General features: G+C 69.4%; 23 protein-coding genes and 1 pseudogene. 13 read left to right on the top strand and 11 right to left on the bottom strand.

Going from position 1 to position 26,997, the window contains the following annotated elements; genetic code table 11:
• Nucleotides 1-17: 17 nt before the first annotated feature.
• Nucleotides 18-938 carry an alpha/beta hydrolase gene (locus ACTWQO_RS44495; protein WP_443243098.1) on the bottom strand — a complete coding sequence of 307 codons (921 nt, stop codon included), beginning with the start codon at nucleotides 936-938 and terminating at the stop codon, nucleotides 18-20.
• Nucleotides 939-1,142: 204 nt separating this feature from the next.
• Here ACTWQO_RS44495 and ACTWQO_RS44490 point away from each other — a divergent pair, with 204 nt between their 5' ends.
• Both ACTWQO_RS44490 and ACTWQO_RS44485 read left to right on the top strand, forming a co-directional pair.
• A complete protein-coding gene (locus tag ACTWQO_RS44490; RefSeq protein ID WP_443243097.1) occupies nucleotides 1,143-2,018 on the top strand; it encodes a helix-turn-helix domain-containing protein in 876 nt (291 codons plus the stop codon).
• Nucleotides 2,015-2,512 carry a DUF2255 family protein gene (locus tag ACTWQO_RS44485; RefSeq protein WP_443243096.1) on the top strand — a complete coding sequence of 166 codons (498 nt, stop codon included), beginning with the start codon at nucleotides 2,015-2,017 and terminating at the stop codon, nucleotides 2,510-2,512. Before ACTWQO_RS44490 ends, ACTWQO_RS44485 begins: the two co-directional genes overlap by 4 nt.
• Here ACTWQO_RS44485 and ACTWQO_RS44480 read toward each other — a convergent pair.
• The gene (locus ACTWQO_RS44480; protein ID WP_443243095.1) at nucleotides 2,422-2,970 is read right to left on the bottom strand and encodes a carboxymuconolactone decarboxylase family protein; all 549 of its coding nucleotides are present in this window, start codon (nucleotides 2,968-2,970) and stop codon (nucleotides 2,422-2,424) included. The genes ACTWQO_RS44485 and ACTWQO_RS44480 overlap by 91 nt on opposite strands.
• A gap of 24 nt (nucleotides 2,971-2,994) precedes the next feature.
• Entirely contained in the window at nucleotides 2,995-3,372 is a 378-nt protein-coding gene (locus ACTWQO_RS44475; RefSeq protein WP_443243094.1) for a nuclear transport factor 2 family protein, read from the bottom strand.
• Between the two features lie 221 nt (nucleotides 3,373-3,593).
• Here ACTWQO_RS44475 and ACTWQO_RS44470 point away from each other — a divergent pair, with 221 nt between their 5' ends.
• The 5 genes and pseudogenes from ACTWQO_RS44470 to ACTWQO_RS44450 all read left to right on the top strand — a co-directional run.
• Entirely contained in the window at nucleotides 3,594-5,291 is a 1,698-nt protein-coding gene (locus tag ACTWQO_RS44470) for an amidohydrolase (protein ID WP_443243093.1), read from the top strand.
• A gap of 300 nt (nucleotides 5,292-5,591) precedes the next feature.
• Entirely contained in the window at nucleotides 5,592-6,059 is a 468-nt protein-coding gene (locus tag ACTWQO_RS44465) for an SsgA family sporulation/cell division regulator (protein WP_443243092.1), read from the top strand.
• Nucleotides 6,060-6,238: 179 nt separating this feature from the next.
• On the top strand, nucleotides 6,239-7,093 hold the full coding sequence (locus ACTWQO_RS44460; protein ID WP_443243091.1) for a Bax inhibitor-1/YccA family protein: 855 nt from the start codon (nucleotides 6,239-6,241) through the stop codon (nucleotides 7,091-7,093).
• Between the two features lie 97 nt (nucleotides 7,094-7,190).
• Nucleotides 7,191-7,730, top strand: a complete 540-nt coding sequence (locus tag ACTWQO_RS44455; protein ID WP_443243090.1) for a hypothetical protein — start codon at nucleotides 7,191-7,193, stop codon at nucleotides 7,728-7,730.
• Nucleotides 7,731-7,860: 130 nt separating this feature from the next.
• Nucleotides 7,861-7,938 (top strand): annotated as a pseudogene (locus ACTWQO_RS44450) (hypothetical protein); the annotation flags it as partial.
• Between the two features lie 389 nt (nucleotides 7,939-8,327).
• Here ACTWQO_RS44450 and ACTWQO_RS44445 read toward each other — a convergent pair.
• From ACTWQO_RS44445 to ACTWQO_RS44430, 4 genes are all read right to left on the bottom strand, one after another.
• Complete coding sequence (locus tag ACTWQO_RS44445) at nucleotides 8,328-8,921, bottom strand: DUF308 domain-containing protein (protein WP_443243089.1); 594 nt, start codon at nucleotides 8,919-8,921, stop codon at nucleotides 8,328-8,330.
• A gap of 41 nt (nucleotides 8,922-8,962) precedes the next feature.
• Entirely contained in the window at nucleotides 8,963-10,582 is a 1,620-nt protein-coding gene (locus tag ACTWQO_RS44440; protein ID WP_443243088.1) for a tannase/feruloyl esterase family alpha/beta hydrolase, read from the bottom strand.
• A 258-nt stretch (nucleotides 10,583-10,840) separates the two neighbouring features.
• Nucleotides 10,841-11,533, bottom strand: coding sequence for a cytochrome b/b6 domain-containing protein (locus ACTWQO_RS44435; protein WP_443243087.1), 693 nt, complete (start codon nucleotides 11,531-11,533; stop codon nucleotides 10,841-10,843).
• Nucleotides 11,481-12,203: a molybdopterin-dependent oxidoreductase gene (locus tag ACTWQO_RS44430; RefSeq protein ID WP_443243086.1), complete on the bottom strand. Its 723-nt coding sequence runs from the start codon at nucleotides 12,201-12,203 to the stop codon at nucleotides 11,481-11,483. The genes ACTWQO_RS44435 and ACTWQO_RS44430 overlap by 53 nt, the downstream gene beginning before the upstream one ends.
• Nucleotides 12,204-12,584: 381 nt before the next feature.
• Here ACTWQO_RS44430 and abc-f point away from each other — a divergent pair, with 381 nt between their 5' ends.
• The 3 genes from abc-f to ACTWQO_RS44415 all read left to right on the top strand — a co-directional run bounded on the left by abc-f (nucleotide 12,585) and on the right by ACTWQO_RS44415 (nucleotide 16,596).
• The gene (abc-f, locus tag ACTWQO_RS44425) at nucleotides 12,585-14,219 is read left to right on the top strand and encodes a ribosomal protection-like ABC-F family protein (protein WP_443243085.1); all 1,635 of its coding nucleotides are present in this window, start codon (nucleotides 12,585-12,587) and stop codon (nucleotides 14,217-14,219) included.
• Nucleotides 14,220-14,298: 79 nt separating this feature from the next.
• Entirely contained in the window at nucleotides 14,299-15,927 is a 1,629-nt protein-coding gene (locus ACTWQO_RS44420) for an ABC-F family ATP-binding cassette domain-containing protein (RefSeq protein ID WP_443243084.1), read from the top strand.
• 105 nt (nucleotides 15,928-16,032) lie between these two features.
• Nucleotides 16,033-16,596 (top strand): CGNR zinc finger domain-containing protein, encoded by a 564-nt coding sequence (locus tag ACTWQO_RS44415; protein ID WP_443243083.1) that lies wholly within the window; start codon nucleotides 16,033-16,035, stop codon nucleotides 16,594-16,596.
• A 42-nt stretch (nucleotides 16,597-16,638) separates the two neighbouring features.
• On the opposite strand, the gene ACTWQO_RS44410 is transcribed toward ACTWQO_RS44415, so the two are convergent.
• Together ACTWQO_RS44410 and ACTWQO_RS44405 are read right to left on the bottom strand one after the other, a co-directional pair.
• Nucleotides 16,639-17,325 (bottom strand): hemerythrin domain-containing protein, encoded by a 687-nt coding sequence (locus ACTWQO_RS44410; RefSeq protein WP_443243082.1) that lies wholly within the window; start codon nucleotides 17,323-17,325, stop codon nucleotides 16,639-16,641.
• Nucleotides 17,326-17,616: 291 nt separating this feature from the next.
• The gene (locus tag ACTWQO_RS44405) at nucleotides 17,617-18,240 is read right to left on the bottom strand and encodes a hypothetical protein (RefSeq protein WP_443243081.1); all 624 of its coding nucleotides are present in this window, start codon (nucleotides 18,238-18,240) and stop codon (nucleotides 17,617-17,619) included.
• Between the two features lie 402 nt (nucleotides 18,241-18,642).
• Between ACTWQO_RS44405 and ACTWQO_RS44400 the strand changes: the two genes are divergently transcribed.
• A complete protein-coding gene (locus ACTWQO_RS44400) occupies nucleotides 18,643-20,793 on the top strand; it encodes a BTAD domain-containing putative transcriptional regulator (RefSeq protein ID WP_443243080.1) in 2,151 nt (716 codons plus the stop codon).
• Here the strand turns inward: ACTWQO_RS44400 and ACTWQO_RS44395 are convergent.
• The gene (locus ACTWQO_RS44395; RefSeq protein WP_443243079.1) at nucleotides 20,790-21,314 is read right to left on the bottom strand and encodes a sigma-70 family RNA polymerase sigma factor; all 525 of its coding nucleotides are present in this window, start codon (nucleotides 21,312-21,314) and stop codon (nucleotides 20,790-20,792) included. The two genes, ACTWQO_RS44400 and ACTWQO_RS44395, sit on opposite strands and share 4 nt — an antisense overlap.
• 335 nt (nucleotides 21,315-21,649) lie before the next feature.
• Between ACTWQO_RS44395 and ACTWQO_RS44390 the strand changes: the two genes are divergently transcribed.
• Nucleotides 21,650-22,096, top strand: a complete 447-nt coding sequence (locus ACTWQO_RS44390; protein ID WP_443243078.1) for a cupin domain-containing protein — start codon at nucleotides 21,650-21,652, stop codon at nucleotides 22,094-22,096.
• An 88-nt stretch (nucleotides 22,097-22,184) separates the two neighbouring features.
• Here the strand turns inward: ACTWQO_RS44390 and ACTWQO_RS44385 are convergent, their stop codons facing one another.
• A complete protein-coding gene (locus tag ACTWQO_RS44385; protein ID WP_443243106.1) occupies nucleotides 22,185-22,688 on the bottom strand; it encodes an MEKHLA domain-containing protein in 504 nt (167 codons plus the stop codon).
• A gap of 170 nt (nucleotides 22,689-22,858) precedes the next feature.
• On the opposite strand from ACTWQO_RS44385, the gene ACTWQO_RS44380 reads away from it, so the two are divergent.
• Nucleotides 22,859-26,950 carry a discoidin domain-containing protein gene (locus tag ACTWQO_RS44380; RefSeq protein ID WP_443243077.1) on the top strand — a complete coding sequence of 1,364 codons (4,092 nt, stop codon included), beginning with the start codon at nucleotides 22,859-22,861 and terminating at the stop codon, nucleotides 26,948-26,950.
• Nucleotides 26,951-26,997 lie beyond the last annotated feature (47 nt).

Genomic DNA, 26,997 nt, shown 5'->3' with positions numbered 1-26,997 from the left:
TATGTGGCGTCAGTCGGTCACTTGTCGAGGTGGGTGGTGAAGTAGTCGGTGAGCCTGTCGACGACGGGGCCGATGTATTCGCGCTTGTAGTAGAGGTCGACGTGGCTGGCGCCGGGGATGCGATGGAGTTCCTTCGGCCCGGTGGCGGCCTGGTGAGCCTCGATGGCCATCCATGCGGTGACGGCTCGTTCGCCGATGATCTGCAGCATGGGGCGGGGGCCGATGAGGGGGACGGCGCGGAAGACGTCACTGGAGGCCATCTTGTCGATGCTGTCCCAGGTGAGGTACTTCGCGGAGCGCTCGTGGTAACCGCGGGCGCCGCAGTAGTACTCCCAGCCCTCGATACCGTGCTCGCCGCCCAGGGTGCCCGCCTGTTCGGCGGTGTCGGGGAACATCGTCAGCACGCCGGGGTCCTCGCCGCGGGCGGCGCGGGTGCGGGCCTGGGCGGCGGCGTCCAGGAGTGCCTGGAAAACGGCCGGATCCTGGGAGCCGTCAGCGCCGTAGCGGAACTGGCGGGCGGGTTCTGCGGTGCAGACGGTGGCGACGGCCTTGACGCGGTGATCGCCGCCGGTGGCAGCCAGCGAGTAGCCGCCGGAGGCGCAGATGCCGAGCAGGCCGATGCAGTCGGGGTCGACCGCGTCGCGGGTGGTGAGGTAGGAGACGGCGGCCTTGAAGTCCTCCACACGCTGGGCGGGGTCCTCCAGCCCGCGGGGCAGGCCGCCGGACTCGCCCTGGTGGGCGGCGTCGAAAGCGAGGGTGACGAACCCGCGCTCGGCCATCAGCTGCGCGTAGGTACCGGAGGTCTGCTCCTTCACCCCGGTGCCGGGGTGGCCGACCACCAGTGCCGGGCGGCGCCCGGCCGCCGGGCTGTCGGGGGTGTAGAGGTGCGCCGCGATCTCGATACCGGCGCTTTCGAAACTGACAGAGGTCCTGGCCATGAGAACAGCTCTTTCTGCGAAGGTGACAGATGTTTGCCTCAAGTCCCTGGCGGGCGGACCCCGAGAGGGTCGCGCGTCCTGCCGGGCACATCTCCACACTCCGTCGCCCGCCCCACCCGCGGAAGAGTCAGATTTCTGCCTGGGAAAGAACCTGCCCCCTCACACATGTGCCGTACCCGGTGCGATGGTGTGACACTGGAGAGCATGCAACAGACATCTGACTCCCACCTCGGTGCCTTTCTCAAGGCCCGTCGGGCGCAGCTGGATCCGCGGGAGTGCGGCCTGCCCGGGACGGACTCCCCTCGCCGGGTCAAGGGACTGCGCCGCGAGGAGGTCGCCCAGCTCGCCGCGATCAGCGTCGACTACTACACCCGCCTCGAACAGGGCCGCGTCCACGCGTCCGCCCCGGTCCTCATCACCCTTGCCCAAGCCCTGCGCCTCGACGACGACCAACAGAAATACCTCTACGAACTCGCCGGCCGGACCGACGACCGACCGCGCCGCCGGCGGCCTGCCCAACGCGTACGGCCCGCCATGCGCCGCCTCCTCGACCAGCTCACCCACACCCCTGCCCTCGTCCTCGGCAAACGCCTGGACATCCTGGCCTGGAACTCCGCCGCCATCGCGCTGTACACGGACTTCGCCGCCATCCCGGCCGACCGGCGCAACTACCTGCGCCTGATGTTCACCGACCCCGCGATCCGGGCGATGCACCAGGAGTGGTCCCATGACGCCCGCGACGCGGTCGCCGCTGTGCGCATGGAGGTCGCGGCCTACCCCGACGACCCGGACCTCGCCCGCCTCGTCGGCGAACTGTCCATCCAGGACGCCGACTTCCGCACCTGGTGGGCCGAACACCGCGTCAACAGCGCGGCCTACGGCACCAAGCACTACCGCCACCCCTTGGTCGGCGACCTCACCCTCGACTGCGACACCTGGGCGAGCCCCGACAACTCCGGACAGCGCCTGATGATCCTGACCGCCGAGTCCGGCAGCCCCTCCCACGACGCCCTGCGCATCCTCTCCTCCTGGACCGCCGAGGAGCCAGGCACCGACCACACAGAGGACCTGACGCGATGACCACGTGGACGTCCGAGGACCTGGCCCTGCTCTCCGAGACGTACTCCCTCGTCCTGACCGCCGGAGACGGCCCTCACCCGGGTGTGGAGATCGGCATGGTGGTTGTCGACGGCGAGCTGTACGTCCGCGCCTACCGGGGTGTCCACTCCCGCTGGTACCGGGCGGCTCGGGAACACGGCCACGGAACGATCCAGGTGGGCGCCGCCACCCGCGATGTCCTGCTCACGGCCCGCGACCTCGCACCACCCGCCGAACTCAATGCCGCCTTCCGCGACAAGTACGGCCGACCGGCCGACGCCCTCATGGCAAGCACGGAGGCGCGGGCCGCGACGATCCGTATCGACCCGGCGCCTCTGTCGGATGCAGGCGCCGCGCCACCCCTCGGAAGAGCCGGCCTCGGATGTCAGGCGCCGGTCTTGAGCACCGGTTCGTCGTCATACACCTTGGTCACCTCGACGTTCAGCACGGTGGCGATCCGCCCGAACGACCAGTAGTAGCCGACCACTTGCAGCACCTCGACCAGTTCGCGATTGCTGAGGAACCGGCGGGCCTCGGCGAAGACCTCGTCGGAGACGCGTGGGTGCCGCACCACCTCGGCGGTGTACCGGATAAGAGCCCGGTCAGCCTCGGACAGCTCCGGGCTGTCGATCTGCCGCTCGCTGACGAGCTGACGGGTCCGCTCGTCGACGCCGGCCGACTGTGCCATGGGATCGTGCTGGGCCGCGACGAACGTGCCGTCGGTGTGGGCGGCGACGGTGAGGATCACCAGTTCGCGCGCGCGGGCCGGCAGCTCCAGCGCGGTGAACAGTGTCCTGGCGAACTCGACGAAGGGCTTCACGGTGCCCGCCGAGTGGGACATCATCTTGACCATCGGGTCGGGCGGCAGCTTGCCGAGGAATGTGGCGACCTCGTCCGGGAACGAGGCGGGGTCCGGGTCGGTGAGACGGGGCATGGTGGTCCTCCGATCGTGGGTGGCTCAGACGGTCCGGTCGGGCTCGACGTCGAACCCCGTCTCGCTCAGGTGCCGGAAGCGGCCGTCCTCGGCGAGTGTGCCGAATATCGCGATCTCCCGGGTCTGGGTGGTCCCGTTCCTCAGGGTGATGCGGAAGACGTGCCGTTCGGCGTAAGTGTCGCCGTCGGTCACCTCGTCGAGCACGGTGACCGTGCCTTCGGCGACCTGGCCGCGGATGCCCGCGACCATCTGCGTGAACTCGTCGCGGTTCACCGTCCTTCCATCGCTGCGATGCGTGTAGTCCGGGGCGTAGTAGTGGTCGAGGACCTCGTGCAGTTCCACTGCGGGGTCGGGCTCGAAGACCAGGGCGCGGAGGGCATCGGAGATATGTACGTGACTCATCGTGGGTGTGTCCTTCGGTTGCGGAGGGACGCATAAGCGGACCCGAGGGTCCGGCCACCATAGTACCGGACCCTAGGGTCCGGTTCGGCGGTCGCGGACGAACCCTCGATGCGGCCGCGGATTCCACGTAGACACATATGATCCTTGGTGACATGTCATGACCACATGTGCTGGAGCCGGTCGTCCGGCGCTTCCCTCACACTCCGAGGAACGAGACTGACGTGAACGACTTACACCCCGGCCGCCGACGCCTCCTGAAGATGTTCGGACTGGGCGCCACCGCCACCACAGCGGCCATCCTCCAGGCCGACCCGGTGCTCGCCGCGACCCTCGGGTACGACGAACGGACCGGGGTCTCCCCCACCACGTACCGGGCGCCCACGGGGCTGGCGAAGAAGAGCGCGGCCAAGCAGACGGCCCTGGACTGGATCGCGGCCGACGAGGGCACGATCACCAAGCTCAGCGACGAGGTGTGGCAGCACGCGGAGCTGTCGCTGCGCGAGTGGAAGTCCTCCCTCGCCCACGCCAAGCTCCTCAAGGACAATGGCTTCACCATCGAATGGGGCCCCGCCGGCTTCCCGACCGCGTTCGTCGCCACCTACGGCACCGAGGGCCCCGTCCTCGGCTTCAACGCCGAGTACGACGCCCTGCCGGGCCTGTCGCAGAAGAGGGGCGTGGGCACCCACGACCCGCTGATCTACAACTACGACGCCTACGGCCCGACGTACGGCGCCGGCCACGGCGATGCCCACAACACCCTGGGCGCGGGTGGCACCGCCGCCGCGATCGCGGTCGCGCGGGCCATCCGCACCCATGGGCTCAAGGCCCGGGTCAAGCTGTTCGGCAGCGCGGGCGAGGAACAACTCGTCGGCAAGGCGTACGCGGTCAAGGAGGGTGTGTACGACGGCTTGGACGCCTTCCTGGACTGGCACCCGTTCAACATCACGGTGCCTTTCTGGAACACCACCAGCGCGCTGATATCGGCCACCTTCACCTTCCTCGGCGCCTCCGGCCACGGCGGCACCCCGCTCGGCAACAAGAGCGGTCTGGACGGCGCCCTGCTGATGGCGACGATGTCGGAGTACCTGCGGGAGAAGAACGTCGCCCCGTCCGGTCGCTTCCACTACGCGATCATCAACGGCGGCGGCGCCCCGAACGTGACCCCGGATATGTGCTCCATCTGGTTCTTCGTCCGGGAGGGGAGCCCGGCCCGCGCCCGAGTGCTGTACGACAAGATCGTGGAGTGCGGCAAGGCCGCCGCCCAGGCCAGCCAGACCCGTCTGGTGCACAAGTTCCACTCCGGGACGTGGAACCTGCTGGCCAACAAGGCCGGCGCGGAGCTGCTCAACGACAACATGCGGCGGATCGGCGCCCCGAGGTTCACGGACGCCGACCACACCCTGGCGAAGGCGGTCCAGAAGTCGCTGGGCAAACCCGAGGTGGGCATGCCGACCGATCTGACCCCGCTGGCTCCTCCGGCGGCGGCCTACACCGGCGGTCTGGCCACCGACACCGCCGACATCAGCTGGCAGGCGCCCACCGCCGTGCTGCTGTCCGCGACCTACCCGCCGGGCATTCCGAATCACAACTGGGGTGTCACCGCGACCGCGGCCACCCACATCGGCCACCAGGCACTGCTGTCCGCCGCCCGCTATCTGGCGGCAGGCGCGATCGACCTGCTCGAACAGCCGAACCTGCTGGACACGATGAAACAGGAGTTCAAGGACCGTACCGAGGGCCTCACGTGGGCCTCGATGATCCCGGACGGAAACCAGCCACCGCTGTACGAGCCACCGGCCGACTTCCTGAAGGCGACCGGACAGTCCTGGCCGCCCAAGGACGTGACCTGGCCGGTGCCACCCATCGTGTCCACCGAGCAGCTGGGCACCACGGGACCCAGCCTCCCACCCGTGACCTGACACCGCGGCACTCCCGCACACGCCCCCGCCTGCGGCCGTTCCACCCCCGACCGCAGGTGGGGGTTCGCGTTTTCGAGAAACGTGTTCCCGCTCGTCGGCTTGCGGCCTCCGCAGCCAATTGACTTACGTCACCTCCCGTCCAGCGCGTTCGACGCTTCCGGGGGCCGCTCCTGGGGCTCCAGCGTGCTGCCACACCCCTCACGGGCGGGGTCGTTTGACCGTCAAGTGACCGATGTGCGGGTTCTGTTCCCGGCGAAGAGTGTAGGCGCAGACTTCGTCCGACGGAGGGGACCTCCTGTCATGCACCGCGATCAGTCACCCCTGCGGGCGCGTACGGCGCCCGAGCTCGTGCCTTCGCTGTTCCTGAACCTCGACCAGATGCTCGACGAGTTCACCCCGCTGCCGATCCGTGCGGAGTTCCGTTTCGACCCGGACATGCCCGCGGTGATCACGGTCGAGTTCCTGGCGGAACGAGGACCGAGCCTCATCTGGCGCATCGGCCGCGAACTCCTGCATCACGGCTTGACGTCGATGAGCGGTTGCGCAGATGTGCGGATGTGGCCGGCGCTGCCCAGGGAGCGGCCCTCGTCCTGGCTGCTTCTCGAATCGCAGGAGGTGGAGGCCCTGTTCGAGGTGCCCACCGCGCCGCTGGCCGAGTGGCTCGACGCGACGTACCAGATCACCTCGGCCGAGGCGGAGATGGACGGTCTGAACTGGGACGGCTTCCTCATGGAGCTGCTCGGCAGCCCGGGAACGCACTCCGAATGACCGTCACCGGGTGCGCACACGACTACTTGCTTCCCGCAGCGTCACCTGTCAAAGTGGTGACGCACGGGGTTGCCGTAGTCGGCCCAGTGCGTGGCCAACGGCACACGTATGCCGCCCTGGGCCCCCGATGACAACGCTTTGCCGCAGGCCGCGAGTGCGCGGCGGACGAGAGGAATGACGTGAGGACCAGCAACCCGATCTTTTCCCGCTGGGGTGCCGCCCGTGACGCCGGCCCGGCAGACACCTACGCACACCGGCCGGTGGGTGCCGCGGTCGGAAGCCGGATGGCGGACGACTACGCGAGCAACCCCTACGCCCCCGGTGCCGACACGTCACCGCGGACCGACGGGACCGCGGTGACGATGGACGACGTCATCGTCCGTACCGCCACGACGCTCGGCACCGTGGCCCTGGCGGCAGTACTGTCCTGGCTCCTGCTGCCCGTCGACGAGGCGAACATCGGCCGGTCCTACGGCATCGCCCTGGGCGCGGCACTCGTCGCCATCGTCCTGTCGCTGGTCCAGTCCTTCAGGCGGACTCCGTCCCAGGCGCTGATCCTCGGGTACGCGGCGTTCGAGGGTGTCTTCCTCGGCGTGCTCTCCAGCACGGTCTCGACCTACATCGCGCCGGGTGTGGTCGTGCAGGCGGTGCTCGGCACCTTCGCGGTGTCCGCGGGTGTGCTCGTCGCGTACCGGATGCGCTGGATCCGGGTGACCCAGAGGTTCAGCGGTTTCGTCGCCGCCGCCGCGACCGGCTTCCTGCTGCTCCTCGTCGCCGACCTCCTGTTCTCCGCCTTCGGCGCGGGCAACGGCCTCGGCTTCCACAGCGGCGGCCTCGGCATCCTCTTCGGCGCCATTGGCATCCTGCTCGGCGCGGCCTTCCTCGCCATGGACTTCAAGCAGGTCGAGGACGCCGTTGCCTACGGCGCCCCGCGCGAGGAGGCGTGGCTGGCCGCCTTCGGTCTCACCATGACACTGGTGTGGATCTACCTGGAGGTGCTGCGCGTGCTGACCATCTTCAACAGTGACAACTGAGTTCTCCGGCGTCTGAGGGGCATGCGCGGTGCGCATGCCCCTCAGACGTGTCCGGCTCCGCGTCCGCCGCCTGAACGCTCACGGGGAAAGACGCGTCATGAGCCCTCACGAGGAATGCCCGTACCAGGACGGCAGGGTCGTCATCGATCCCGCCTTCAAGGCGGACGCCCCCCGCCCAGTACGCCCGGCTGCGGGAGCTGGGCCCATCCACCCGGCCGAGTTCCACCCTGCCCTGCTCAAGGACGCCACGCCCGCCGCCGGCTACGTCCTGAGCAAACCGTCGGTCGGGCTCGGCGCGCAGATGATGGAGGCCGACCCGCCGGAGCACACCCGGCTGCGCCGGCTGGCCTCGGCCGCCTTCATCCCACGCCGTACGGCCGAACTGGCGCCGCCGCCTGCGGGCGAGGCCCACCTCGTCGAGGCGTTCAACGCCCCGCTGCCAGGCACGGTCATCGCCGAACTCCTGGGCATCCCCGAGGAGCACCACCGCTCCGGGTGGCCTCGCCCGAGCACCGCCCGGCGCTGGCCGGTCTGCACGGGCTACTGGCCGACCTCGTCGCGGACAAACGCCGCCGGCCGGAGGACGATCTACTGTCGGCCCTGGTCGCCGTACGCGACCGGGAGGACGGCCGGCTGACCGAGGAGGAACTCGTGGGCACGGCCATGATGCTGGTCGTCGCCGGTCACGAGAGCACCGTGAACCTGCTGGGCAACGCCCCGATCAGCTACGGCTGTTGCGCGAGCGGCCTGAACTGAAGCCTGGCGCGGTGGAGGAGCTCCTGCGCTACGACACCTCGGTCGAGCGCTCCACCAGCCGCTACGCGGCGCATGACATCGAACTGGGCGGGGTGCCGATCCCCCGGGGCAGCATGATCGTCGTCGCTCTCTGTGCGGCAGGGCGCGACGCCCCCGCAAGCAGAGGACAGCGATCCGGCCGCTCTCGACGTGACCCGGCCGGGCGCCCGTCATCTGGCCTTCGGGCACGGCATCCACTACTGCCTGGGCGCCCGGGCTCGCCCGCCTGGAGACGGCCATCGCCCTGCGTACCTTGCTCGCCCGCGTCCCCGAACTCGAACTCGCCGCCCCGGCGGAGTCCTTGGAGTGGATCGGCTCCGGCATCATCCGCGGCGTGCTGACCATTCCGGTGCGCTACCGCGTCGGCTGACGACATGAGAAACGTCCCGGCCCGCGCCGTGAAGGCGCGGACCGGGACGGAGCAGATGCGGTACGTCCGTCAGACGGTCCGGCTGCGCAGCTGGCGGGCCTTCCAGCCCAGCAGGCCCGCCTGCGCGACGAAGAACACGCCGCCGCCCGTGGCGTAGACAGACAGTACGTCGAGCGAGGGATCGCTGCCCGCGGCCTGGATGTTGTAGGAGATACCGACGAGGAAGGACAGCCCGCCCGCGATCAGCATCGGCCACTGCTTGCCCAGCTCGGGGCCGCGCCGCTTGAGCCCGACCGCCACCTGGGCGACACCGGATATGACGGCCCAGGCGCCGAACACATGGAGCACCGGCGCCACGCCACCGGCCCCGGCGACACCGACCGCGATGGCGGCCAACGTGCTCAGCACCCCGTTGAACGCCGTGACCCGGCGCTCGGACCCGTCGGCCAGCGCCCGGTAGTCGATCAGTGAGGACACCGCGTCGATCAGCGGGTAGACGACCAGCAGCGTGATCGCCACAGCGTCGACGTCCTCGTGGGCTCCGGCGAACGCCAGGGCCCACGCCAGGGCCAGGACACCGCGGCCCAGGTACAGCCTCAGCAGGGAGGAGCGTTCGTCCGTGGCGGCCGCCGGTTGCACCGGCGTCGATGTCTGCGTACTCATGTGGGTTCGGCCTTTCTCAGGTCAGGGGGTCGTCGACCCGGTCAGTGCCGGGACGGGGAGATGCACGTGAAGCTGGAGGCGACGGCCGGGTCGCCGTAGCCCTTGTAGCGGGACACCTGGGGGTAGCTGCACAGGTCGCGGGTGACGCTCTGCTGGGAGTCGTTGATCAGGGTGGCCGGCAGGGTCCTGGGCGCCTTGCCGTGCTCGACCCAGGCGGTCAGCGCGGCGAGGCCGTCGGCCGAGCCGTCGAAGCCGTTGAGGCCGCAGTGGTTGGTACCCGGGGCGAGGAAGAGACGGTAGAAGTCGTCGACTCGCTCGGTTCCGCCCATCTCCCGCTCGACCTGCTCGCGGTACTTCACGGTGCCCTGGGTGGGGATGTACTGGTCGGCCTGGCCATGCCAGGTCAGCAGCTTGCCGCCGGACGCGCGGAAGCCGGACAGATCCGGGTCGTCCGTGCCGATGACCTTGTCGTACTCGGCCTGGGACTGCTTGAACAGCTGCGTGAACCGGCTGTAGGTGATCTTCGAGATGTCGAGAGAGGGATCCTTCGCCACCCAGAGCTTGACCCAGTCGGCGGGCACCTTGAACGGTGCGCCCGTGACGTTGCCGTCGGCGTCGGGCCCGTTGACGCCGGCCAGCGCAGAGATGTCGGCACCGATCGGGACGCCGGGCCACAGCTTGCTGCCGTAAGTGGTGCGCGGGCCGTCCCAGATCTTGCGCACGACGGTCGCGTCGGCCGCCGTGATGGTCAGCTCCTTGCCCTCGCACACGACCTTGGTGCCGATCAGCCGGCGCGGGTCGAAGTCGCAGCGGGACGGGTCGTTGACCAGGCCGTCCTTGACGCCGTCGAGGGAGTCGCAGGCCTTGACGGCGGCGTTGGTGAAGGCGTCGAACTCACACTTGGACGGGTAGTTCTTCTCGTTGCCCATGACCACCTGCGGCCACAGGGTGGCGACCTCGAACTCGTCCCAGTTGACGGCGGGAGCGTCGGCGAGGATGCCGTCGTAGTCGTCGGGGTAGCGCTGGGCCTCCATGTAACCCTGGCGTCCGCCGGTGGAGCAGCCGGTGAAGTAGGAGTAGGCGGGACCCTTGCCGTAGATCCCGTTGACGACATCCTTGCCGACGACCGCCGCCTCGTGCTGGGAGCGGGAGGCGAAGTTCTTCAGCAGCGCAGTGTTGACCTGGCCCTCGCTGTTCAGCGCCCATGTGGTGTCCAGGGCGTCGCCGACACCGGCATCGGTGGAGACGGCGGCGTAGCCGTTCTTGACCGCAGTGCCCAGGCCGACGCCGTTGTCGCCGGCCAGGTAGGCGGCGCCGCCGATCCCCTGGAAACGGCCGTTCCAGCCGGTGACGGGCAGCCAGGTCCGCACCTTGGCGTGGTCACCGTCGCCCGGGTGGGTGAGGGTGACCGTCACCTCGCAGTAGGCGGGGACGCCGGAGACCGAACCGCCCAGAGCGCCGGTACCGGTGATGGTGCCGCCCTCCTGGCTGACCGCAGTCACGGACTCCACCTTGGTCCCGGTCGGCGCCTTCACGGACGGCGCCGTACAGGCGAACGTCGTGGCGGCGGAACCGTCCTGGGACTCCGCCGAGGCGGTCGGCAGGTACACCGCCGCGGCCAGCGGCACGCCGGCCGCGAGGACAGTCAGAAGTCGTCTCATTGGTTTCCCATCGAAGAAGGAGGTGTGTGCTGACCACGGCGACACATATGCACGTCACATGAGGCGGGGCCGAAGACCGATCCGGACGCTATCACCAGTTAAGCCGGTGACGAAGGGGGGTGGTCGAACTCCGGTGAACAAGTGATCCCGTCACCCCGCCCCGGACCCACTCTGGCCGCACACCACACATCCTGACCACAGTCAGTTGACGGTCCATACCCAGGAGCACCACCCGAGCTCCATGACGGACGTGTTAGGTCATTCGACGGTCCGCCGCTCGGACACGTCACCCACGTGCTCCTCCTTCAGCCACCGCGAGTGATACCGCTGCACCCACGACCGGCTGACGTATCCGGTGCGCATCCCCAGCCTCGCCTCAGGGTCCTCGAAGGCCTTGCGCATGTGACCGAGCACGACGAAAGTGATCGCCCACGCCACGATGTCGTGGACGAAGATCGCGCTGGTGCGGGAGATGAAGGGCAGCAGCCCCATGAACCACATCAGCAGGCCGGTGAACATCATCACCAGCACGGCCCCGGCGATCCAGCCCGCATAGAGCTTCTGGCCCGCGTTGAACTTGCCGGCCGGGCGACCCTCGGGCGAGGTCCGGCGCCTGCGGCCGGCGCGCAGCCACTGCCGGTCATACACCGCGAAGCGGTTCAGCCTGCGCAGGTCCGCGCGGAAGGCGGGAGAGAGGAGCCCCAGCAGGAAGGGCAGAGGCAGCGAGATGCCGGACCACTCGTGGACCGTGACCATCAGGTGCCGCCGTCCGACGAGTTGGGCCACCGGCCCGAGGTAGAGACAGGCTGCGGTGACCAGGCACAGCAGCATCAGATAGCCCGTGGCCCGGTGGACCATGCGCTCGGCAGTGCTGAACCGGCGTACCCGGCCGTCGTGTTCAGGCCGCGTCGCTGTGTCGGTCGGCTCCGTCGAGCCAGCCGTCGACCGCATAACCTCGCTCCTCCCAGTAGCCGGGGACGACCTCTTCGGTGACCGAGATACCGGACAGCCACTTGGCCGACTTATAGAAGTACATGGGGGCCACGTAGAGGCGGACCGGTCCGCCGTGCGCGTGGGTGATGAGCTTGTCCTGCATGTTCAGCGCCACCAGGACGTCCGAGCGGCGTGCCTGTTCCAGGGTGAGGCTCTCGCTGTAGGCGCCGTCGAAGCAGGTGAACCGGATCGCCGCGCCCGGAGAACGCACCCCGGCGTCGTCGAGGATGTCCGCGAGCTTGACACCCTCGAACGGTGTCTTCTCGACACGCCACCCGTCGGTGCACACGACGTCATGGACGACCCGGGTCTGCGGCATCGCGCGCAACGCGTCGAGCGTGTAGGTCTTCGGCTGCTCCACCAGTCCGCCGACCGTGAGTTCATAATTCGTCTCATCCTTGTGCGGCACCGAGCCGACGACGCTGTAGTACCGGAAGCCGCCCGGATTAGGCAGCAGACCGGTCAGGCCCGTGGCGTCGACCTCCGAGGCCTTGGCGAGGAACCCCTCCCAGCCGCGCTGGAAATAAGGCGCGGCGGCGAGCCCCGCGGCGCCCGCGCCGAGCATGCCCAGCATCGCGCGCCGCCCCACCGGGGCGCCCCCGGTCCTCGGCTTCGGCTTTCCTGCCATGGTGTGCGCTCCTTCCGACACGTGTGATCTTTGCTGAGCCATGAGCAGCAGCATTGTCACCGGTTTAACTGGTGACGATGCTGTCATGGGGCATCTGAGCTGTCAACAGGAAGCCGCCGATGCACACGTATGAGCCCCTGCCGGCCACACCACCGACTGAGCGGGCCGACGATTTGTTAGAGTGTCAGTGACGTTGACCGTGTAGCGAGGAGTCACAGACGTGGTGGGTGAAGACGACATCTCCGGGTGAGACCCGGATCTGACGGCCACCGGCCGGCGCTCAGGAGCGCTGCCGAGGTGGTCTGTCTCGTCGTACCCCTTTCCCACGTCTGCCCAGGGCAGAGGTCCAACTCTGTCCTCAGTTCCTTCGAGGTCACTTCCATGTCCGACGCCGCGATCGTCTGCTCGAACCTCTCCTTCGCCTGGCCCGACGACACTCCGGTCTTCCACGACCTGTCCTTCACCGTGACGCCAGGGCGCACGGGCCTGGTCGCCCCCAACGGCTCCGGCAAGAGCACCCTGCTCAAACTGATCGCCGGCGAACTGAAGCCCGCCACCGGCTCGGTGTCCGTCGGCGGCACCCTGGGCTACCTCCCGCAGAGCCTGCCCCTGACCGGCAATCTCACGGTCGCCGAGGTGCTCGGCGTCGCCGCTGTGATCCGCGCGCTGGACGCCGTGGAGTCCGGGGACGTCGCTGAGGAGCACTTCACCACCATCGGCGACGACTGGGACATCGAGGAGCGCACCCGCGCCCAGCTCGACCGCCTGGGCCTCGCCGACCTCGCCCTGGACCGCAGCCTGAGCACGCTCAGCGGCGGCCAGGTCGTCTCGCTCGGCCTCGCCGCCCAGTTGCTCAGGCGCCCCGACGTGCTGCTGCTCGACGAACCCACCAACAATCTCGACCTCGAGGCCCGGCACAAGCTCTACGACGTGCTGACGGACTTCACCGGCTGCCTGCTGCTGGTCAGTCACGACCGTGTACTGCTCGACCGCATGGAACGCATCGCCGAGCTCGGCAGCGACGAACTGCGCTTCTACGGCGGCAACTTCACCGAGTACGAGGAGGCCGTACGCGCCGAGCAGGAGGTCGCCGAGAAGAACGTCCGCAACGCCGAACAGGAGCTGAAGCGGGAGAAGCGGGAGCTGCAGCAGGCCCGCGAACGCGCAGAGCGACGCATGAGCAACGCCTCCCGCAACCTCAAGAACGCCGGCCTGCCCAAGATCTTCGCCGGCAACATGAAGCGTGGCGCGCAGGAGTCCGCGGGCCGGGCCGGCCAGATGCACGCCTCCCGGGTCAGCGAGGCCAAGACCCGGCTCGACGAGGCCGGACGCGCGCTGCGCGACGAGCAGCGCATCACCCTGGAGCTGCCCGACACCCAGGTGCCCGCCGGCCGCAACCTCTTCCTCGGCGAGGGGATGCAGGTCCGCCTCGGGGACAAGGCGGTGTTCGCCGCGGGCGGTGTCGACCTGTCCGTCCGAGGCCCCGAGCGCATCGCACTGACCGGTCCCAACGGTGCCGGAAAGACCACCCTGATGCGGCTGATCACCGGCGAACTCACCCCGGACGGCGGGGAGATCAAGCGCAACGACGGCCGGATCGCCTATCTCTCGCAGCGCCTGGACCTGCTGGACCTGGACCTCACCGTGGCGGAGAACTTCGCCGCGTTCGCCCCCGAGCGGCCCGAGGCTGAGCGGATGAACCTCCTCGCCCGCTTCCTCTTCCGGGGCACGCGGGCACATCTGCCCGTGGGGGTGCTCTCCGGCGGCGAGCGGCTGCGTGCCACCCTGGCTTGCGTGCTGTGCGCCGAACCGGCTCCGCATCTGCTGCTGCTGGACGAGCCGACCAACAATCTCGACCTGGTCAGTGCGGGACAGCTGGAGAGCGCGCTCAACTCCTACCAGGGCGCCTTCATGGTGGTCAGCCACGACGAGCGGTTCCTCGCCGAGATCGGCGTGAACCGCTGGTTGCGGCTGGCCGACGGCACGCTCACCGAGACGGGAGCCCCCGCGGTGTGAGCCGTCGGTGTGTGCAGTGGCCCGCGTCCGAGGCAGTACGCCCCGCGGGCCGAACGCCGATCACGTCGGACGGTTCCCCATGCCCCAGCCCGCACTGCTCGCCCACGACCTCGTCCGCAACCTGGACGGCCGTCGCGTCCTCGACGGTATCTCCCTGACCGCCTCCCCCGGTCATCGCATCGGCCTGATCGGGGAGAACGGCGTCGGCAAGTCCACCCTGCTACGGGTGCTCGCCGGCGTGGACGAACCCGACGCGGGAAGCGTCACCCGCCCACTCGACCTCGGCTTCCTCCACCAGGAGATGCCGTACGACGCCGACTCGACCATCTCCGACGTGCTGGACGAAGCGCTGCGTGAGGCCCGTGAGGACCTCGCCGAGCTGGACCGGCTCGGCGAGGAACTCGCCCGCGTCCCGGAGAAGGAGCCCGGCCACCAGGAGCTCCTCGACGCCTACGGAAGGCGCCTCGAGCAGGCCCAGGACCGGGAGTCCTGGGACGCCGACCGGCGTGCGGCCCTGGTTCTGGAAGGCCTGGGCCTCGGCGCGTTCGGGCACGACCGCACGCTCGGTTCGCTCTCCGGTGGGCAGCGCGGCCGGTTGGCCCTGGCCGCACTGCTCGTCCGGCGGCCGTCGGCGTTGTTGCTGGACGAGCCGACCAACCATCTCGACGACGGCGCCGCCGCCTTCCTGGAGGAGCAGATCCGCGGTCTGGCCGGGACCGTGGTCGTCGCGGGCCACGACCGGGCGTTCCTCGACGCCGTCTGCACCGACCTGATCGACCTCGACCCGGCGGCGGACGGCCCGGTCCGCTACGGCGGCAACTACAGCGCCTACCTGTCGGAGAAGCGCGCCGAGCGCGAGCGCTGGGAGCGGCGGTACGCCGAGGAACAGGATGAACTGACAGAGCTGCGGCACGCGGCGGGCGTGACCGCGCACCGGGTCGCGCCGGACCGGGGCCGCACCGACAACGAGAAGATGGGCTACGGCCACCGGGCCGGCCGGGTGCAGAACCAGATCTCCCGCCGGGTCCGCAACGCCACCCGGCGGCTGGAGGAACTGGAGCGCGCCCAGGTCGCCGAGCCACCGCGTCCGCTGCGGTTCGCGGCCGGGGATCTGGCCGCACGTGCCGAGGAGAGCCCGCGGCCCCTGGTGTCCCTGCGCGACGTGCGGGTGCCCGGCCGACTCGCACTGGACGGCCTGGAGGTGTCGGCGACAGACCGGCTGCTCATCACGGGCGGCAACGGGGCGGGCAAGTCGACGCTGCTCGCCGTGCTCGCCGGACGTCTCCCGGCAGAGGGCGAGGTGCACCGACGGCGCGGGCTGACGGTCGGGCTGCTCACCCAGGACACCGTGTTCGAGCGCCCCGACCGCACGGTCCGGGACACCTACGAGCAGTCGCTGGGCGCGCAGCGGGCGGAGAAGGTGCCGCTCAGCTCCCTCGGTCTCATGCACGAGGCGGATCTGAGCAAGCCGGTCGGACACCTGTCCGTGGGCCAGCGCCGACGTCTCGCGCTGGCCCTCCTGATGGCCCGCCCACCCCAGCTGCTCCTCCTCGATGAGCCCACCAACCACCTCTCCCCTCGCCTGTGCGACGAACTGGAGGCCGCCCTGGGTCCGGGCCCCGGCGCGGTCGTCGTCGCGAGCCACGATCGCTGGCTGCGCCGACGCTGGCAGGGCCGCGAACTCCATCTGCAATCGGGACGCGGCTGACAAGAGGAGGTGTCGTACGATCTTGAGCCCCCTGCCACCGGGGAGAACCGTCTGGAACGGTGACGCTCCTTGCGCTCGACATAAGTCACCTGTCAAGATGGTGATGTGAATCTTGACCATGTATTCGTATGCGGACATCCGGCCCTCGACTTCGCGGCCACCCTCCGCGCCCGGCGCTCGACCAGGTTCGAGATGTTCGTGACGCCGGAGCGGCTGAATGCCTGGTACCTGGAGTCCGGGCTGGTGGACACGATCACTCCCGGTGAGGAGGACGACGTCCGGGCGGCGACGACCGTACGCGAGGCCATCTACCGGCTCGTCACCGACCGTCGTCTCGGGGAGGAGTTCGATCGGGAGGCGCTCGCCGTGGTCAACGCCGCCGCCCGCAAGCCCCCCGTGACGCCGCAGCTCACCCTGGCCGGACGGCACACCGAGGCGACGCCTGAGCAAGCCCTGGCGACCGTGGCTCGGCAGGCCGTGGAACTGCTCAGCGGCGCGGACGTTCCCTTGATGAAGGAATGCGGCAACCCCGAGTGCACCCGGGTCTATATCGACCGCTCCCGGGGCATGCGGCGCCAGTGGTGCGGCATGGAGTCCTGCGGCAACAAGATCAAGGCCGCCGCGTACCGCGCACGCAAGAAGGACGCGCCCGCCGTGCCCGCGCGCTGACTCCTTCACCTGCGCGGCGCGGGGTCCCGGCGAGCGCGGGGCTCAGTCGGCGGCAAGGTCCTTGAGGGTCTTGTGGAACTTGCTCATCAGCATTCCCCGAGCCCAGCGCGCGGGCGGCGGGAAGGCCGCGTACACGTGGTCCCGGCCGGGAACGGGCTCGGGGTGCTCCAGGAGGCCGAACACCAGGTGCGGCCCACCACGCCGGACGCCGGCCGCCGACGCCTTGCGGAGCCTCGGGATGTCCTCGTCCGGGGCCTTGGGAAGCAGCCCTCTGAGCAGTGGCTCCACGAGGGCGAAGTACGCGGCCAGTCCGTCCCGGAGACGGTGGGAGTTGAGCGTGCCCTCTTTCATCGCATGCCCCCAGCTCACCGATCGGCCGACCCGGCGCTCCTCCGCAATCCGTGCGATGACGCTCTCCAGCTCATCGAGCCCCTCGGCCAGCGTGTCGTCCTCCTCATCCAGCAGGTCGAGCGTGCGGACCGCTTGGGGAAAGCGCTCCCGCAGCACGGGCCAGAGCAACTCGTCCTCGCTCCGGCGGTGATGGTGCACGAAGTCGACCAACCACTGGGCGGTCGTCACCAGGGTCTTCGCGTCGACGGCCGCGCCGCTCGCCAGCCCGGTGAAGGACCTGACGACGAGTTCCGCGCCTCGGGTCACGACGGCGTGGACGGCGAGGATTTCGTCGAAGAGAGTGGCGCCTCCCGTGACCGGCGACTGCCTAGCGGGCATCCATAGACCTTCTTCCCTGTTTCGCGCGCCCCCATGACGACACATGTACGGCCCGCTCCCGCCACAGGGAGCGGGAGCGGGCCACATGTGCGCACCGACGGTCCCGAGGGGGGACTCGGCCGCCGGTGCGGGGACGGGAACGGACCACGAGAGCGTGGCTGGACTCCGAATGTCCCGTCACGGCTGCGCCGTCCGCGTATCCAGACGGCTCAGCCTTCCATCTGGAGAACGCATTGGCGGGCCGAAAAGGTTCATCGCAACATGCGTATCCCGTCGCCGCTTCGAGGTGTCTCAGACATACATGGCTCGATGGCTGCGGAGGGCGAACGTGTCACCCGAGCTGAGGATGGTCACGATCTCCGCGCAGAAGCGCCGGTACTCCGCCTCCTGCTCGGCCGGCAGGGTCACGGAGCCGACGGATCCTTGGGGCACGACGGGTCGCAGGGTGCCCAGAAGGCCCTGCGGGGGCGGCAGCAGCAGCACCTCCATGACGCGTCGGAAGACATCGGTGAGACTCTCCTCCCGATCCGGCGGTTCGGCACACGCCTGCTCCGGCACCGGACGCCAGACCCTGTCGGCCTCCACGAACAGGTCGAGGCAGGCCGCCAGGCGCCCGAGGTCGACCGCGGTCAGCTCGATCGGATACAGACTCGTCAGCTGGTCGCCGCACACGCTGTGCAGGGTGTACCGCTCGGCCGGAGCAGGGTCGACGGATGCTTCCTCGTTGTGCCACCGGGACCACAGCGGCAGCTTCAGCAGCACCTGCACCCAGCTGTCGTAGGCATCCGAGACGACTCGCTCGTCATCGGACTGCAGGCCCGCGGCGTGCAGTCGGTAGAGGTGGCGGAGAAGCGGTTCTTCCAGACTCTGAAACTTCGCGAAGAACACGGGATCGTCAGGGACCAGGGCGTACAAGGCCTCCTCCTCTCACCAACCATGACGACTCGAAACCGAGCGCGGTACGGCCGTCGCGCGGGGCACGTGTGCCACCGCCTGGCGTCACCGACAAGAGCCTGTCATGAAAATGAACGGAACGCGTCGCCACGTGGTTCACCGACGGTGTGCCCTGCCTCATCACCCAAAGTCACCGCCTTGACAGGTGACGAATTCTCGTGAGAGTGTCGTCACCTGTCAAGGCGGTTACACTTCCGCTCGGACCACCGCCGCGATGACACACCTCAAGCACTCCTCGACTGCGCAAACGTGTCACAAATCGTGGCTACACTTCGCGGTCTTGGCCTTGGCCGCAAGCCCCCGGGCGGAGACGGCTCGGGTCCCCGGCGGCGCGGTGACGACGGGCGCCCAACACAGCACCTCATGAGAAATGGCGAGGCCGGCCGCGAGATGGACGCGACAGTGCGCTACTCAATCCTCGGTACCGTGCGGGCGATGCGCGGGGACACCGAGATCGACCTGGGTCCCCCGAAGCGACTGGCCCTGCTCGCTCTGCTACTGCTCCGTGCCCCCGGCCCGCTCACCCTGAGCGAGGCGGTCGACATCCTGTGGGACGAGGAACCGCCGGTCAGCGCCGTCAATGTGGTGCACCGGCACATCGGCGCGCTGCGCAGGACACTCGAACCCGAATTGCGCAGCCGTACCCACGCGGAACACCTCGTCCGCGCCGCCGACGGCTACCGCCTACTCGTCGACACCTCCACCTCGGATCTCCTGCACTTCCGCGACCTGCGCGCCCAGGCACAGCTCGCGGTCAGGGGCGGTGCTCCAGTACAGGCTGCGGAGGACTTCGTCGAAGCCCTCCGGCTGTGGCGCGGTCCCGTCGTCGCCGCCGGCACCTCGGTGGCCCGGCATCCGGTGTTCACCTCGGTCGGCCACGAGTTCGTCGCGACGGTGAAGGAGGCCACCGACGCCGTCCTGACCGCGGCGCCCGCGCTGACTGAAGAGGTGCTCACGATGCTGCGGCGTGCTGTGGAGTGCCACCCTTTCGACGAGGCACTCCACTCCCGGGTGATCGCCGCCCTGGCCGCCACCGGCCGGCAGGCCGAGGCCCTGCGGCAGTTCGAGACCATCCGTGGCGCGCTGGCCGAGGAACTGGGCGTCGAGCCCGGCCCCGAACTGCGCGCCGCCCAGCAGCACCTGCTCCAGCGCAGCGTCTCCGGGGCCCCTCGCACTCCCCCGCCCGGTCCCACGGAGGTCGGCAGGCCGGCCCAACTGCCCGCGGACTGCGCCTCCTTCGCCGGCCGTCGGCAGATCCTGAGCCAGTGCCTGGAGCTGCTGCCGCTCACAGGCGAGAGCAGGCCTCCGACGATGACCACGGCCATCTGCGGCATGGCGGGAGTCGGCAAGACGACGCTGGCCGTGCACTGGGCCCACATGGTCGCCGACCACTTCCCCGACGGCCAGATCTACGTCGGCCTCCAGGGACACCACGCCTCCCGGCCCCCGCTCGACCCGGCCGAGGCCATCGCCGAGGTGCTCGGCGCGCTGGGTGTGGAGCACGACCGTTCGCACACGAGCGCCGCCGCGCTCGCCCCCACCTATCGCAGTGCCCTGGACGGGCGTCGAATACTCCTCGTCCTGGACGACGCCGAGGACAGCGAGCAGGTACGTCCCTTGCTCCCTGCCACGCCGGGATGCCTCGCCATCGTCACGAGCCGACGGCGGCTGGAGGGCCTGGCCGTCACGGACAACGCCCGGATCACCACGCTGGATCCCATGACCCGCGAGGAGGGTCTCGACCTGCTCGACCGGCGTCTGGGCACCGACCGGATCAGAGCCGAGCACGCCGCCGCGGAGGAGATCGTGGAGCTGTGCGGCGGGCTGCCGCTGGCGCTGGCCATCGCCGGCACCCGGGCATTGGTCCAGCCTCGGTTCCCGCTGGCCTCGCTAGCGGCCAGGCTCCAGGACGCCGACGACTACCTCGACGTTCTGTCCAGCCGCGACGCCCGCACCGACATCCGCAGTTCGTTCCACCGCTCCTACGAAGCGCTGAGCAGCGGCGCCGCGCGGCTGTTCCGGCTGCTCGGCCTGCATCCCACGCGTGACATCACCCTGCCGGCCGCCGCCAGCCTGGCCGGTACCGACCCCCGCGGCACCCGGCAGGACGTGGCCGAGCTGATGGACCACCACCTGCTCGTCGAACTGACCGCCGGCCGGTACACCTGTCACGAACTGCTGCGCGCCTACGCAAGGGAGCTCAGCTCGCTCCTGGATTCCCCGGCCGTGCGGTCCGAGGCGTTGGCCAGAATGTTCGAGCACTATCTGTACAGCGCCAACGCCGCCACGGCTCTGCTCGCGCCGCTCTGCGGCACCGTGATCCTGCCGCCGCCGAGACCGGGGGTCCGGCCCCAGGAGTTTCGCGAACCTGCGGACGCCGCCGAGTGGATCGTCGCCGAGCAGTACCTGCTGCCGGAACTTGTCCGCGCCATCGGCCACGACCCGCGCGGCGAGACGTTCCGGCGCCAACTGACCTCAGCGTTGGAGATGTGTCTGCACTCGACCGACTTCTAAGCAGCCTCTGCCTCTGGCCGTGCGACGCTCCGCAGCTTGCGCAGGGCGTTGTGGTGACGGCTCTTGACGGTGCCGGCCGGGATGCCGAGGATGCCGGCGGTTTCCTCGATGCTGCGGTCGCACAGGTATATGTGGACCAGCACGGCACGGTGATCGGGAGACAGCCGACGCAGGAGAGGCCTGGCCACCAGGATGTCGTGCACCGGCTCGGTGCCGTCGTTACCCGACACCGGATCGGTATAGGTGACTCCGACGACCTCCCTTCGCGCATGGGGTTTGCGCACCCAGTCGATGACCAGGTGCCGGGTCACGGTGAACAACCAGCCGCGGACCGACCCCTCCATCCCCAGCAGTCTGTCGATGTTCCGCCAGGCCCGGATGATGGTCTCCTGGACGACGTCCTCGGCGAGTCCGTGGTCACCCAGCATCTTCTCGGCGTACGAGACAAGACCGTCCCGGTGTTCCCTCATGATGGTGCCGAGCAGATCGGACCGGGACATAGCCGTGAGGGGCGTAGCCATAGTGTTCTGAACCATCCTGGTTCTCTGTCGTGCGGCGACCGGGGGCCGGATGTAACCCCCGCGTGCGCACTTTAGGCAGCGGGAAGTGCCAGAAACATGCCGCATTTGTGTCGCGGTAGTGCCGTGGCTCGCGACCGGCACAAACACACGCCCAGACAACCCTGCTCACCAGGGATTTTTCGCTCCGGCACGTCGATTCCCCGTCTTGACGAACTCCAAACACATACACACCGTGCGATGCATGTCACGTGTCCGAGCCTCCTTGGCCCGCCCCTGAACCCGCGACCCGAGGAAACACGTGTGATAGTCGTAGGCGAGAGAGCCACCTGAAAGGTATGACCACATTGCGTAAGAACCTGCTACAACTGGGAGTGACCACGGCCGCCGCCATCGGTCTGTCTCTCGGCGCGGGCACCGCGTTCGCCACCCCGGCCGGTCCGGGCGTGACCGGCAAGATCATCTCCCAGACCACGTTGGGTGGGACGGACTACATCCTCCGCCAGGTCACCATCCCCCCAGGCCAGAGCACGGGCTGGCACTACCACGACGGAACCCTCTACGGCTTCGTCCAGCAAGGCACGCTCAGCCACTTCGACTCGGACTGCGAGTCCGACGGCGTCTACCGGGCCGGCAGCGGCCTCACCGAGCCGTCCGGCGCGGACCATGTGCACATCGGCCGCAACCTCGGCACGACCGATGTCGTCCTCGACGTCCTGTACGTCCTGCCGCACGGCGCCCCGTTGTCGGAGGACGCCCCCAACCCGGGCTGCGACTTCCAGTAGGTCCCCCAGCCCCCGGCACACCACATGACGAGCCCGCCACGGCGACACACCGTGGCGGGCTCGTCGTGCGACGGGGCCCGAGGCTCCGTCACCTGTTCAGGGGCGACCAGGAGCGGAATACGGCGGCCTGGCCGTGGATCCGTCCGCGCGTATCCATCAGGTCCCACATGGTCACGTCCTCGATCCAGAAGGTCCGGCCGTCCTTGCCTACGCGTATCCCCCGGTAGCCGGTGGCGTAGTGGTGGGCCGTCACGGCGCGCACGAGGGCCTCCCGGTCCTCCTGGCCGTCCGGGCGGGCCGACAGCCGGGAGGGCAGGCCGGTGAACTCGTCCCAGGAATAGCCGAAGCAGTCCTGCGCCGAGCTGTTGGCGTAGACGAAGCGTGGGTCGGCGGACGTGTCGTGCGCCAGCAGCCCGAACGGGGCCTGCTCGTACAGCCATCGCGCGGCGTCCCACGCGGCCTCCCGCACCTCCGGACACAGCGGCTCGCCGACCAGCCGCAGATGGCTGGAGAGCAGCAGCTCGGCGAAGGCGGGGTCGGTGGGTCGCCCAGGCAGGGTCATCGGTGTGGGGACGTCGTCAAAGGGTGTCATCACCGTTCACATGTTTCTTCATCCGGCACGGCTGGAGGTTTCGTCATCGTCACGGGCCTTGACAGGGATGTGTCCGCCGCAACAGCCTATGGCAACGTTGTCAGATCGCGCAGCCCTTTCCCGTAACACATGCCATCCCCTACTCACCCCCTGTGATTGGACGATCACACATGGCCGATCAGTCGTGTCCCTCACAACATCCCTCCCGGCGCACCGTTGTCGGGACCGGCTCGACACTGCTGGCCTGGTTCAGCCTGGGCACGGTCCTCGCGCCGACGGCCGACGCCGCCGCGCGAACCGGGAATGTGACCGGCACCGGCATATCTGCCGGGCCGGGCGAGATCGCCGCCTACCGCCCGGTCCGGGTCTCCTCGCAGGCATACGCTCCCGCTCCCGCCGAGTTCGTTGTGGACGCGCTCCCGGCGCGAGGTGTACGCGGCACCGGATGGCGCTCCGAGGCGGGCGACCCGCAGTGGATCGAGGTCGACCTGGAGACGGACTGCCGCGTCGACCGCATCCGGCTGACCTTCGAGGCCGACGCGAGCGACCCGGTGTTCACCCCGCCCACCGGCGGAAACCCGCGCCAGGGCACCACGGGCAAGGAGATCCTCTCCAGCTACGCCAGGGAGTTCGTCGTCGAGACGTCCCGCGACCGCGGCTCCTGGACCAGCGCGTACCGCACCACGGCCGGCACCGGCGGCGTGGTGGACATCCCGCTGCCGAAGCCCGTGACGGCCCGCTGGGTACGGATGACGGCCCACCGGCGCTCCAGCCCCCACCCGCTCGGCCTCAATGGCTTCGAGGTGTACGGCACCGCCCCGGGCCACCGCCCGAAAGCCACCGGCTGGACCGACTGGGGCATCCACCACGGCGACGCCCCCCGGCTCACCGTCGCCGCCGACGGCACGGTGCCGCTGGAGTCGGGCTGGACGCTCACCCTGGACGACTGGGCGGACGGCGACGGCGCGACCCTGTCGCGGACCGGCGTGGACACCGGCCGTTGGCTGCCCGCGACCGTGCCCGGCACCGTGCTTGGCTCCCTCGTCGACCAGGGCAAGCTGCCCGACCCGGTCGCGGGACTGAACAACCTGCGCGTCCCCGAGGCGCTGTCCCGCCACTCCTGGTGGTACAAGCGGGACTTCGACCTGCCCCGTGGCCTGCGCACCGGCCGGGGGCGGCACATCTGGCTGGAGTTCGACGGCGTCAACCACAAGGCCGAGATCTGGCTCAACGGACACGCAGTGGGCGAGGTGACGTTCCCCTTCGCCCGCTCCGCCCACGACATCACCCAACTCCTGGCCGCTTCGGGCAGCAACGCACTCGCCGTACGGATCTCCCCCATGCCGGTACCCGGCAGCCCCGGCGACAAGGGCCCGGCCGGTGAGGCCTGGGTGGACGCCGGTGCCAACACGATGAACCTCAACTCGCCGACGTACCTTGCCTCGTCGGGCTGGGACTGGATGCCGGCCGTACGCGACCGCTCGGCCGGCATCTGGAACCACGTACGGCTGAGATCGACCGGCCACATCGTGATCGGTGACCCGCGGGTCGACACCGTGCTGCCCGCGCTGCCGGACTTGTCGGTCGCCGAACTCACCCTGACCGTCCCGGTGCGCAACGCCGACTCCACCGACCACGAGGCCACCGTCTCCGCCTCGTTCGGTGACGTCCGCGTCTCGCGCACAGTCACGGTCCCGGCGGGCGAGGACATCGATGTCATCTTCACCCCCGACGCGTTCGGCGCCCTGCGGGTGAAGGACCCCGACCTCTGGTGGCCCAACGGCCTGGGCGAGCCCACCCTGCACGACCTCACCCTCGTCGCCCGGACCGGCGGCGCCGAGAGCGACCGGCGCACCACCCGTTTCGGCATACGGCAGTTCGGCTATGAGTACGACACCCCGCTGAAGTTCACCCCGTCCTCCGACGCCTACACCCAGACCGTCCAGGTCGGTGACCAGCACGTCCGCCACGTCCGCGTCCGCTGTCTCACCCGGGCCACCGACTGGGGCAGTTCGCTGTGGGCGCTGTCGGTGTTCGACAGCGCCCGTCCCGGCACCGACCTCGCCCTGCACGCCCTGGCCGAGGCCTCCAGCGAAAATGACGGCCACCTAGCCGCCCATGTCACCGACGGCGACTCGAACACCCGCTGGTCCTCCGCCTACGCCGACGACCAGTGGATCCACGTCGACCTCGGCGCGGTGCAGTCCTTCGACCGGGTCGACCTGGTCTGGGAGCAGGCCTACGCGCGGACCTACGCCGTGCAGGTCTCCGCGGACGGCGAGCAGTGGACGGACGCCGCGTCCGTGGACAACACCGCCGTTCCGCTGCCCTTCAACAGCGGTGACGCCAGCCTGCGGGTGACCGACTTCGAGCCCCGCACGGCACGTCACGTCCGCCTGTCCTGCGGCATCCGCAACACCAGCTGGGGCAACTCCCTGTGGTCTCTTGCTGTCATCGACAGCGCCGATCCGGGCACCGACCTCGCCCTCCACCGGGAGACAACCGCCTCCAGCGAGGAGGACGACCACCCGGCCGCCCACGCCACCGACGGCGACGCCGGCACCCGCTGGTCCTCCGCCTACGAGGACCACCAGTGGATCCAGGTCGATCTCGGCTCCACCCGGCGCTTCGACCGGATCGCGGTCCTGTGGGAGCAGGCGTACCCCAAGACGTACACCGTCCAGGTCTCCGACGACGGCGACACCTGGACCGACGTGACGACCGTCTCCAACACCCCCGACCCGCTGAAGATCAGCGTCAACGGCGTGCGTGTGCTGGTGCGCGGCGGCAACTGGGGCTGGGACGAACTGCTGCGCCGAATGCCCGCCGAGCGAATGGACGCGGCGGTGCGGATGCACCGGGCCATGAACTTCACGATGATCCGCAACTGGGTCGGCAGCAGCAACCGCGAGGAGTTCTACACCAGTTGCGACGAGCACGGCATCCTGGTGTGGAACGACTTCCCCAACGCCTGGAGCATGGACCCGCCGGACCATGAGGCCTTCCTCTCCGTGGCCCGCGACACCGTGCTGCGCTACCGCGTCCACCCGAGCATCGCCGTATGGTGCGGCGCCAACGAGGGCAATCCGCCGGCCGCGGTCGACGAGGGCATGCGAAAGGCGGTCGAGAGCCAGGCGCCGGGAGTGCTCTACCAGAACAACTCGGCCGGCGGCATCGTCACCGGCGGCGGCCCCTACGGCTGGATCGAGCCGGAGCGCTACTTCGATCCGTCGACGTACGGCAGCAAGGACTTCGGCTTCCACACCGAGATCGGCATGCCCGTCGTCTCCACCACCGCCAGCACCCGCGCCATGGTGGGCGACGACGGGCCGGAGTGGCCGATCGGCGGTGCCTGGTACCACCACGACTGGAGCGAGCGCGGCAACCAGGCACCGCAGAACTACAAGACAGCCATCGAGACCCGCCTCGGCACGGCCCGCGACCTGGACGACTTCACGCGCAAGGCACAGTTCGTCAACTACGAGAACTTCCGCGCCATGTTCGAGGCCTGGAACGCCAATATGTGGGACAACGCCAGCGGATTGATGCTGTGGATGTCCCATCCGGCCTGGCACAGCACGGTCTGGCAGACCTACGACTACGACTTCGACGTCAACGGTGCCTACTTCGGCTGCCGGAGCGCCTGCGAGCCCCTTCATGTCCAGGCCGACCCGGAGAAGTGGCAGGTCATCGCGGTCAACCACACCCGTAAGACGCTCAAGCGAGCGACGGTCACGGCGGAGACGTACGACCTGTCCGGCCGCCGGATCGCCGACACCCGGCAGGCGCGCGCGGACGTGGATCCCGCGACCTCGGCGACGGCGTTCACCGCTGCCCCCTCTGACGACCTGCCTGACCTGCACCTGCTGCGGCTTACCCTCACCGCCGACAGTGGCACGGTCCTGTCGCGCAACACCTACTGGCGCTGCCGCACACCCGAGGCGCTGCGCGCCCTCAACCAGGTCCAGCAGGCCAGGCTGTCGGCCTCCCTTACACAGGTGTCGCGCGACGGGGACCGGCGTGCGGCGACCGCCACGGTCCGCAACCGGGGGTCCATGGTCGCCGCGATGGTCCGGCTCTCCCTGCTGGGCGAGGACGGTGCCCGCGTCCTGCCTACCCTCTACGACGACAACTATCTGTGGCTGCTGCCCGGTGAGACCCGCACGGTCACCCTGTCGTGGCCCGCGACCGCCCTGCCCTCGGGCCGGCCGAAGCTGCGGGTCGAGGGGTACAACACTCCCCCGGTCACGGTGCGCGGCTGAGCCGTAGCGGGAGAGGCCGGGGGTCGGTGCCGCCGATACGGCGGCAC

It is taken from the genome of Streptomyces sp. 4N124, from assembly GCF_052245395.1.
In the GTDB taxonomy this organism is placed as follows: domain Bacteria; phylum Actinomycetota; class Actinomycetes; order Streptomycetales; family Streptomycetaceae; genus Streptomyces.
The sequence above is the reverse complement of the archived record's forward strand: the minus strand, read 5'-3'. Positions and strand labels throughout refer to the sequence as shown.

Excerpts from the sequence above, each read along its gene's own strand:
- ACTWQO_RS44395 (WP_443243079.1), bottom strand. The coding sequence starts at position 21,314 with ATGGCTACGCCCCTCACGGCTATGTCCCGGTCCGATCTGCTCGGCACC.
- ACTWQO_RS44380 (WP_443243077.1), top strand. The coding sequence starts at position 22,859 with ATGGCCGATCAGTCGTGTCCCTCACAACATCCCTCCCGGCGCACCGTT.
- ACTWQO_RS44390 (WP_443243078.1), top strand. The coding sequence starts at position 21,650 with ATGACCACATTGCGTAAGAACCTGCTACAACTGGGAGTGACCACGGCC.
- ACTWQO_RS44445 (WP_443243089.1), bottom strand. The coding sequence starts at position 8,921 with ATGAGTACGCAGACATCGACGCCGGTGCAACCGGCGGCCGCCACGGAC.
- ACTWQO_RS44430 (WP_443243086.1), bottom strand. The coding sequence starts at position 12,203 with ATGGCAGGAAAGCCGAAGCCGAGGACCGGGGGCGCCCCGGTGGGGCGG.
- ACTWQO_RS44385 (WP_443243106.1), bottom strand. The coding sequence starts at position 22,688 with ATGACACCCTTTGACGACGTCCCCACACCGATGACCCTGCCTGGGCGA.
- ACTWQO_RS44490 (WP_443243097.1), top strand. The coding sequence starts at position 1,143 with ATGCAACAGACATCTGACTCCCACCTCGGTGCCTTTCTCAAGGCCCGT.
- ACTWQO_RS44410 (WP_443243082.1), bottom strand. The coding sequence starts at position 17,325 with ATGCCCGCTAGGCAGTCGCCGGTCACGGGAGGCGCCACTCTCTTCGAC.
- ACTWQO_RS44455 (WP_443243090.1), top strand. The coding sequence starts at position 7,191 with ATGAGCCCTCACGAGGAATGCCCGTACCAGGACGGCAGGGTCGTCATC.
- ACTWQO_RS44420 (WP_443243084.1), top strand. The coding sequence starts at position 14,299 with ATGCCCCAGCCCGCACTGCTCGCCCACGACCTCGTCCGCAACCTGGAC.
- ACTWQO_RS44485 (WP_443243096.1), top strand. The coding sequence starts at position 2,015 with ATGACCACGTGGACGTCCGAGGACCTGGCCCTGCTCTCCGAGACGTAC.
- ACTWQO_RS44465 (WP_443243092.1), top strand. The coding sequence starts at position 5,592 with ATGCACCGCGATCAGTCACCCCTGCGGGCGCGTACGGCGCCCGAGCTC.
- ACTWQO_RS44435 (WP_443243087.1), bottom strand. The coding sequence starts at position 11,533 with ATGCGGTCGACGGCTGGCTCGACGGAGCCGACCGACACAGCGACGCGG.
- ACTWQO_RS44440 (WP_443243088.1), bottom strand. The coding sequence starts at position 10,582 with ATGAGACGACTTCTGACTGTCCTCGCGGCCGGCGTGCCGCTGGCCGCG.
- ACTWQO_RS44495 (WP_443243098.1), bottom strand. The coding sequence starts at position 938 with ATGGCCAGGACCTCTGTCAGTTTCGAAAGCGCCGGTATCGAGATCGCG.
- abc-f (WP_443243085.1), top strand. The coding sequence starts at position 12,585 with ATGTCCGACGCCGCGATCGTCTGCTCGAACCTCTCCTTCGCCTGGCCC.
- ACTWQO_RS44475 (WP_443243094.1), bottom strand. The coding sequence starts at position 3,372 with ATGAGTCACGTACATATCTCCGATGCCCTCCGCGCCCTGGTCTTCGAG.
- ACTWQO_RS44400 (WP_443243080.1), top strand. The coding sequence starts at position 18,643 with ATGAGAAATGGCGAGGCCGGCCGCGAGATGGACGCGACAGTGCGCTAC.
- ACTWQO_RS44480 (WP_443243095.1), bottom strand. The coding sequence starts at position 2,970 with ATGCCCCGTCTCACCGACCCGGACCCCGCCTCGTTCCCGGACGAGGTC.